This window comes from uncultured Methanobrevibacter sp., assembly GCF_902801725.1.
Classification (GTDB): Archaea; Methanobacteriota; Methanobacteria; order Methanobacteriales; family Methanobacteriaceae; genus Methanocatella.
Genome location: NZ_CADCJB010000054.1, coordinates 1 through 7,671, shown reverse-complemented (window position 1 = coordinate 7,671; position 7,671 = coordinate 1). Strand labels below are relative to the sequence as shown.

Genomic DNA, 7,671 nt, shown 5'->3' with positions numbered 1-7,671 from the left:
TGCAAAAAATGCGGAATGCCTTAAACTTCGTGATGACTACAGATACAAAGTAGGAAACATCATCGATGAGGATGTGCCTATTTCGGACACTGAAGATGACAATGTGGTTGTACGAACCTACGGCGAAAAACCTGAATTTGATTTTGAAGCATTAAATCATGTTGATTTGATTAATAAGATTGACGGTGCCGACCTTGAAACTGCCGCTGAAATTTCAGGCGCAAGATTTTACTACTTGAAACGTGATATCTTGCATTTAAACCTTGCATTAATTCAGTTTGCACTATCAGAACTTGAATCAGAAGGTTACATTCCAATGCAAACACCGTTCTTTGTAAAAGGGGAAGTTGCAGCGGAAACATCCGAACTCGGTGAGTTTGAAGAGACATTATACAAAGTTGAAAACGAGGATATGTATCTTATTGCAACTGCCGAACAGACTTTGGCGGCACTCCACAGGGATGAAATAATAAATCCTGAAGATTTGCCATTGAGATACTGTGCACTTTCAACCTGTTTTAGAAAAGAGGCAGGATCTCACGGAAAGGATACCTTAGGAATATTCAGAGTTCATCAATTTGAGAAAATCGAACAGTTCATATATTCGACACCTGAAGACTCAAGAAACCAGCATGACCACCTGATGGAAGTGACCGAAAGAATATATCAGAAATTGGGACTTCCATATCAGATTATAGCTATTGTGTCCTCAGCATTGAATGATAATGCAGCAATCAAGTATGATCTTGAGGCATGGTTCCCAGGTTCAGGCGCATTTCGTGAATTGGTTTCATGCACAAACTGTAAGGATTATCAGGCACGCAAAACCAAAACACGTTTCGGAAGGGCAGGTTCTGGAGATGCCCAAACATTGCATACCTTGAACAGTACTGCAATAGCTACTGAAAGAACAATGTGCTGTATTTTAGAAAACTATCAACAAGCTGATGGCAGTGTTAAAATTCCTGAAGTGCTAGTCCCTTACATGAATGGAAAAACAGTCATCGAAGCTAAAAAATAACTTTTTTAAATTTTAGTGTGTTTTTTCACACTTTAACTATTTTTTTATATAATGGTGAGAGTATGAAAACAATTGTAATCAATGCTAGTCCAAGAAAGAAATGGAACACTGCCGAAATCATGCAGTCTGCCCAAAAAGGTGCTGAATCTGCTGGGGCTGAAACAGAATATGTTAATTTGTATGATTTGGTTTTTACTGGTTGCAGGAGTTGTCTTGCATGCAAGCTGAAGGAGAAAACAAAAGGCAAATGTTATTGGAGAGATGACCTCCAGCCACTGATTGAAAAGATTTTGGATGCTGATGCTTTGCTCATAGGTTCTCCGATTTACTTTGGACAGCCAACAAGTGAATTCAGGGCATTGGTGGAAAGGTTGATTTTCTGCGTAATGTCATATGATGACGGATCAAGCTATTTTACAGGCAAGGTGAATGTTGGAATATTTTATACCATGAACGCCCCTCTGGAGTTCTATGAGAGTTCCATGAAGGATAGTTTGGCAACTACTGAGTATTTGTTTTCATTTTTGAATGGAGAAATAGTATCTTATCCTGTTTGTGATACAATACAAGTAAGTGATTACTCTAAATTTAATATGGCTGGTTTTTCACAAGAGCTTAAGGAAAAACAATGGATTTTGCAGTTTCCAAAAGATTTGGAAAAAGCTTTTGAAATCGGTGCTGAATTGAGCAAATGATTTGGCTATTTTTTTTAAAATTTTTTGTGTATACATTTTTTAAAAATGAATACAAACATTTATATACTACTTCTTCCACATATTTATTTGTATACAAAAAACAATTTTGTAATACAAAATAGATGTGATAAAATGAAAAACCAAGAAAATAAAAACCATCATAAAAAATTTGTATTCGGAAATGAAAGATTTGGGGGATCATACACTCCTGGTGAATTTGAATTCAATTTCCCTGAAGATATGTCTCGTGAAGATTTCGAAAGAATGTTTACATCTAAAATGAGGGCATTACACAAAAGAAGCAATGATTTTGCAGATGAATTCTTTGAAAATGCATCTAAATCAAGAAAAGAAAATTTAAAACCTTTAAGCATTCGTGTAAAACCTCATACCAAAGAATTTTTCAAAAAATATTCATTATTGTCTCCAAGAGATGTGCTGGAAATATATGAAAACTTCAACAACAGCAGTGATGCATTCATAAACTCACTTTTGGAAGACGAAAAACATCTGGAAAGGGAATTGGCTGAAATTCAGGAAAAATTGCGCAATGCTCAATTATTCAAAGAAAAATTGGTTGACATTGAGCCTGAGAGGGATATTCCGACTGATGAGGATAAGCTGATTAAATTGCAAGATAAATATCAACGCACTGATATAAAATCAATCGGAAATGAGACTTCAGTTCAGAAAGCCAAAAATGATATAATCCAATCGATTAAAATTTACAACACTCTGGATGTCAGGGTTTCAGGTAATGAATATTTAATTTTAACTGTTTACACCAATGCACAACCAGTTTTGTTCTATTTTAAAAATGAGTATAGGGATGAAGACATTTTAGAAATTGTAAATGCAGTAGATGAATATTGCAGTGAAAATAAAATCGGCTTCAGAAAAAGTGAAGAATCAGATATTTAAATGATTTGGAAGTGTGCGAATGTGATTTTTCGCACTTCCACTATTTTTAACAAAAATTAAAATCAAAGTATTAACCAGATTCGAATCTCGGCTTGGTTAATAATTTGATGGTCAATGGTTTGGTTTCTTTTTTTTGTTAACCAAGTCTTAATCTAATACTAATGCAATACCTTCTATAATTAGGACAATACCAATAATGATTGCTACGTATATAGGATTGTTTGCTGCAAATATTCCAAGGAAAATTGAAATGATTCCCATCAACAGGACAAGTATTGATGTAAATGAAGAGAATTTGGTCATTTTGGATAATAATCCGTTTATTCCGAATATAATCATGATAAATCCAACTAGGAAGAATTGGATACCTGTCAAAAAGGATAATGCATCAATGTAGAATAGGAATAGGAATCCAAAAATGATTGCTAAAATTCCGATAATAATTGTGGCTGTCGGAAGGTGATCTATCTGGTTTTTCATGTTGAAGCCCATAAATGTGACTGAAATACCGAAGAACAATAAACTTAAACCTACAATTAGGGAAATCAGTCCTGCGGAGAACATGGGAAATATTATAAAAATCAATCCTAAGATTATGGATAGTATTCCTGCCATTTTGTTAACTTCCATGTGTTTACCTCCATTTAGTTAATTTAATTATTTATATGATGAAGATATTATTTAAGAATATGGAATTTGAAGAAATAATCAGAACAAGAAGAAGTATTAGGCAATATGAAGACAGAGAAGTTAGTGATGATGATATCCTAAAAATCCTAAAGGCAGGAATGCAGGCACCAGGATCAAGGCTAGGGGCTGAGCCATGGGAGTTTGTAGTTGTCAAAGACAAGGAAACTCTTGCAAAATTGGGTGAAATCAAGCCTAGAGTAACTGATGCTCCTGTAGCTATTGTTCTTGTAGCAAACATTGAAAGGGCATTCTATAAAACAGTTTGGCAGCAGGATATGGGTGCTGCTGCAGAAAACATGTTGCTTGAAGCGGTTAACCTTGGTTTAGGTGGATTATGGAATGGTGTTGCACCTGAAGAAGAGAGGATGGCAAAAATTGGTGAAATCATTGGAATAGATGACATAACAGAAACCAAACCGTATTGTATCATTACAATTGGTTATCCTGCGGAAGGATGGGAAAATAAATTCATGGACAAATTTGATGAGGAAAGAATCCACTATGAAAAATACTGAACATGATTTTGAAAGTGTAATTGACCGTAAAGGTACAAATTCTCTAAAATGGGATTATTTTGATGATGATTTGCCTATGTGGGTAGCCGATATGGACTTTAAGGTTGCGCCGGCTATTCAAAAGGCCATTTTGAAGAGAGCTAATCATCCAATATATGGGTATTCTGTTGTTTTTGATGAGTTGTTTGAAGCTTATATCAGCTGGTGGGACAGAAGATATGACTTCAAAATGTCACGGGATGATATGGCATATTCGATAGGAGTAATGCCTTCAATATCTTCAATGATTAGATGCCTGACTGATGTAGGAGATGAGATATTAATCCAATCTCCTGTTTATCACGTATTTTATTATGTTATAGAGGATAACAACCGCAAAGTCCTGGAAAACGAGCTGGTTTATGAAAACGGAAAATATCGGATTGATTTTGATGATTTGGATGAAAAATTGTCAAAAGTCAAAATGATGATACTTTGCAATCCCCACAATCCGATTGGAAAGATTTGGTCTGTTGAAGATTTGGCTAAAATTGATAAGTTATGTACAAAGCATGATGTTATTTTGATATCTGATGAAATCCACTGTGATTTGACAGATCCTGGAATCAAATACACTCCCTTTGAAACAGTATCCTGTTCAAATAATGTTATAACCTGTCTGTCCCCTTCAAAATCATTCAATATCGCAGGATTTCAAAGCTCTATTGTCCATACAAAAAACAGGAAGTTATTGGAATCTATTAAAACTCAAATGCATATTGATAACTCTGATTCATGCAACGTATTTGCAGTATCTGCAGTAATGTCTGCCTATAATGAATCTGAAGGATGGCTGGAAGAGCTGAAAGAAGTTTTATATGAAAATAAGAAAATTGTTAAGGAATATTTGGAAAATGAACTGCCTGTAATAAAAATGGTTGAATGTGATGCAACATATCTGCTATGGCTTGATTGTTCTGCTCTAAAAGTCCCATCCAAAGTGTTGGGTGAATTTTTAAGAACAAATCAGGGGCTGTTCTTATCTGCAGGAATCGATTTTGGCCAATGTGGAGATAACTTCCTGAGGATGAATATAGCATGTCCTCAAAAGTTATTGGAAGAGGGATTGTCAAGACTTAAAGCAGGAGTAACTGCTTTAAATATTATTAACAAGGGTTTGTATTAATTAGAGGTGATTTAAATGGGAATATGTCCTAGATGTGGGTCTTGGATAGATGCCGGCGAACCATACTGTCCTGACTGTAGCTATATTATAAATGACAGTTCTTCAGATGAAGAATTTTCAGATGATGGGATAATCTCAATCAACGGTTTTGAATATGATGCTGATGATGTTGTAGATGCATTGGATGAATTGGGTTATGATTTGGATGATTTGAAATCAGGTTTGGTCGATGAGGATGAACTTGAGGAAATCTTGGATGATTTTTAGGTAAAAAAAAGAAATGTTAATGTTTGAGGCAGTTGCCTCAAGAACATATGATTATTCGTTGGAATTCAATAATTCCTGTATGCTAGGAATAACTCTTTCGAATTTAACTCCGTAGCCATGTGTAGGGTCGTCAACTGTTTCTTCAATTGCTTTTTTGGTAAATTCTCCAGCAATTTTTGCAGCAGAAGATGTTGATTTACCATTCAATGTTGCTCCCACAAAGGATGAGGCAAAGACATCGCCGGTTCCGTGGGATACATAGTCAATCTTGTCATTGTATACAAATTCCCCTTCTGAAGATTCGTCTTTATCCAAAACAATCATTCCCAATTTGCCTTCTTTGTGTGTGTCACCTTTCAAGATGACATGTTTTTTTGTGAATGCTGAAAGCTCGCTTGCCATTTCAAGCATTTCTTCTTTTGTAAATTCTTCTTTCCAAGGTTTGTGTAATAAATAACAGGCTTCTGTTGTATTTGGAAGGACATAATCACCTATTTTACATAGTTCTCCCATTTTATCTGCGAAATCCTGGTCAAATCCGTTGTAAAATTCACCATGATCTGCCATGGCAGGGTCAACAAAAACAAGTCCGTCAGGTTTAAGTCTTGAATTGATGATGTCTATAATGTAATCGAACTGTTCAATTGATCCTATAAATCCAGTATATATCGCATCAAAATATATTCCTTCTTTTTCCCAATGTTCTTTAATTGCAGGCAAATCATCTGTCAAATCCCTTACAGTGTAATCTGTAAATCCTGCTGTATGTGTTGATAAAATTGCGGAAGGTAATACTGCTGTTTCTATTCCGAAAGCGGAGATTATTGGTAGTGCGACAGTTATTGAGCACTGACCGTAACATGATACGTCTTGTATTGTTAATATTTTTATAGTTTCTGTCATTTTTTCAAATCCATTTCTTTACTAATATAATATTAATAATTAACATTGTATTAAATGTTATTGTCATATTTTGTTCATTTTTTTGAATTAATATTTGTTGTTAATTTTAATTTTGGTGATTGATTTTTGCCACAATGCCTGATATATAACAATAGTTATTTTATATATATAAATTTTTTTGAAAATATTTTTTTACATTTGGTGTGATAGTGAAATTTTGCAGGTTCAATAATTGCTTTTGAAAAACTGTTGATTTAAGAACATTTCATTAATCAGTGTTTAGTATTCAGTTCATTTTTTACTATAAAGCTTTCACTTTCATCGTATATCTTTTTTAAAAGAAATAAGATAATTATATATGCTATTTTTGAAATAATTATAAATTATATAATTTAAGGAGTAAAGTTTTATGAAAAAGGTCATATTGATTTGTTGCATAATGCTTGCAATTCTAACTTTAGGAGCAGTCAACGCAAGCGATACAAATGCAACTTCGGATTCTCTAATGATTGATGAGGATTATTCTATAATGGAAGAAAGTCCTGATGAATCGTTGGAGATTAGTAAGGACTCGGAAATATTGTCCGATGGAAATTCATCAGGAACTTTCAGTGATTTGAATGAGATAATAGTAAACAGTGCGAAAAATAGTGAAATCAAGCTGGATAAGGATTACGTCTACAGCAATACAACAGATTATAACTTTATCAACGGAATTGATATAAACAAGAGATTGACCATTAATGGACAGGGACACAAGATTGACGGTGTGAACATGTCAAGGATATTTGCCGTTTCTGTAAATGGAGTTTCACTTAAAAACATCAATTTTGCAAATTCATTCTCCAATACTTATGCAGGTGCTATAGACTGGTGGGGTGACCGGGGAGAAATTCAAGATTGTATCTTTGAAAACTGTCTTTCCAATGGTAATGGTGGTGCCATATCATTAGGAGGTGAGGCATCAAAAATATTGAATTGTACTTTTGTAAAGTGTCATTCCAACGATTTTGCAGGAGTTTTGGAAATGGGTTGTTCTGATTTTAATATTTCAGACTGTAATTTCATTGATTGTTCTGCCGAACATGCTGGAGGTGCAATGGTAATTCATACCAATGGTACACTTTCCGATTGCAGATTCATAAACTGTTTTTCTGCTGAAGGCGGCAGTGCTATTTATACCCATGATGAAATCATTATTGCGATAAATGACTGTGAATTCAGGGACTGCTATTCAACCGGAAATGCCGGTTCAACAATTTGGGGAGGTCCATATAAGGGTTCAATTCATAATAGCAAATTCATTAATTGCTCTACTACCGGAGGTGGTGGTGCAATGTGGTGTTCCAATTACAACATTTCTTACTGCAGTTTCATAAACTGTTCTGCTGATGGTGCAGGTGCTGTTATCTGTGATAAAGATACTAATTTGTTTAAATGTGATTTTATAGATTGCCGTGCCAATGGTGCAGGTGCTTTAGATATGGGAACTGA

At 34.6% G+C, this 7,671-nt stretch carries 9 protein-coding genes; 7 read left to right on the top strand and 2 right to left on the bottom strand.

What is annotated here, in order from left to right:
* The 3 genes from serS to QZV68_RS09455 form a co-directional block, all read left to right on the top strand.
* Nucleotides 1–1,021: serine--tRNA ligase (serS, locus tag QZV68_RS09465; RefSeq protein WP_296880760.1), on the top strand; the 1,021-nt coding region annotated here is incomplete at its 5' end.
* 62 nt (nt 1,022–1,083) lie between these two features.
* A complete protein-coding gene (locus QZV68_RS09460) occupies nt 1,084–1,716 on the top strand; it encodes a flavodoxin family protein (protein ID WP_296880759.1) in 633 nt (210 codons plus the stop codon).
* Between the two features lie 132 nt (nt 1,717–1,848).
* A complete protein-coding gene (locus tag QZV68_RS09455) occupies nt 1,849–2,637 on the top strand; it encodes a hypothetical protein (protein ID WP_296880758.1) in 789 nt (262 codons plus the stop codon).
* 147 nt (nt 2,638–2,784) lie between these two features.
* Here the strand turns inward: QZV68_RS09455 and QZV68_RS09450 are convergent, their stop codons facing one another.
* The gene (locus QZV68_RS09450; protein WP_296880757.1) at nt 2,785–3,267 is read right to left on the bottom strand and encodes a DUF308 domain-containing protein; all 483 of its coding nucleotides are present in this window, start codon (nt 3,265–3,267) and stop codon (nt 2,785–2,787) included.
* A 59-nt stretch (nt 3,268–3,326) separates the two neighbouring features.
* Between QZV68_RS09450 and QZV68_RS09445 the strand changes: the two genes are divergently transcribed.
* Genes QZV68_RS09445 through QZV68_RS09435 form a run of 3 tightly spaced genes read left to right on the top strand, consistent with a single transcriptional unit; the run spans nt 3,327 to nt 5,274 of the window.
* Nucleotides 3,327–3,842 carry a nitroreductase family protein gene (locus QZV68_RS09445; protein ID WP_296880756.1) on the top strand — a complete coding sequence of 172 codons (516 nt, stop codon included), beginning with the start codon at nt 3,327–3,329 and terminating at the stop codon, nt 3,840–3,842.
* Complete coding sequence (locus tag QZV68_RS09440; RefSeq protein ID WP_296880761.1) at nt 3,829–5,007, top strand: MalY/PatB family protein; 1,179 nt, start codon at nt 3,829–3,831, stop codon at nt 5,005–5,007. Before QZV68_RS09445 ends, QZV68_RS09440 begins: the two co-directional genes overlap by 14 nt.
* A 15-nt stretch (nt 5,008–5,022) precedes the next feature.
* Complete coding sequence (locus QZV68_RS09435) at nt 5,023–5,274, top strand: hypothetical protein (RefSeq protein WP_296880755.1); 252 nt, start codon at nt 5,023–5,025, stop codon at nt 5,272–5,274.
* A gap of 51 nt (nt 5,275–5,325) precedes the next feature.
* Here the strand turns inward: QZV68_RS09435 and QZV68_RS09430 are convergent, their stop codons facing one another.
* On the bottom strand, nt 5,326–6,177 hold the full coding sequence (locus QZV68_RS09430) for a pyridoxamine kinase (protein WP_296880754.1): 852 nt from the start codon (nt 6,175–6,177) through the stop codon (nt 5,326–5,328).
* 409 nt (nt 6,178–6,586) lie between these two features.
* Between QZV68_RS09430 and QZV68_RS09425 the strand changes: the two genes are divergently transcribed.
* Nucleotides 6,587–7,671, top strand: a 1,085-nt coding sequence (locus tag QZV68_RS09425; protein ID WP_296880753.1) for a right-handed parallel beta-helix repeat-containing protein, incomplete at its 3' end; no start/stop codon positions are given.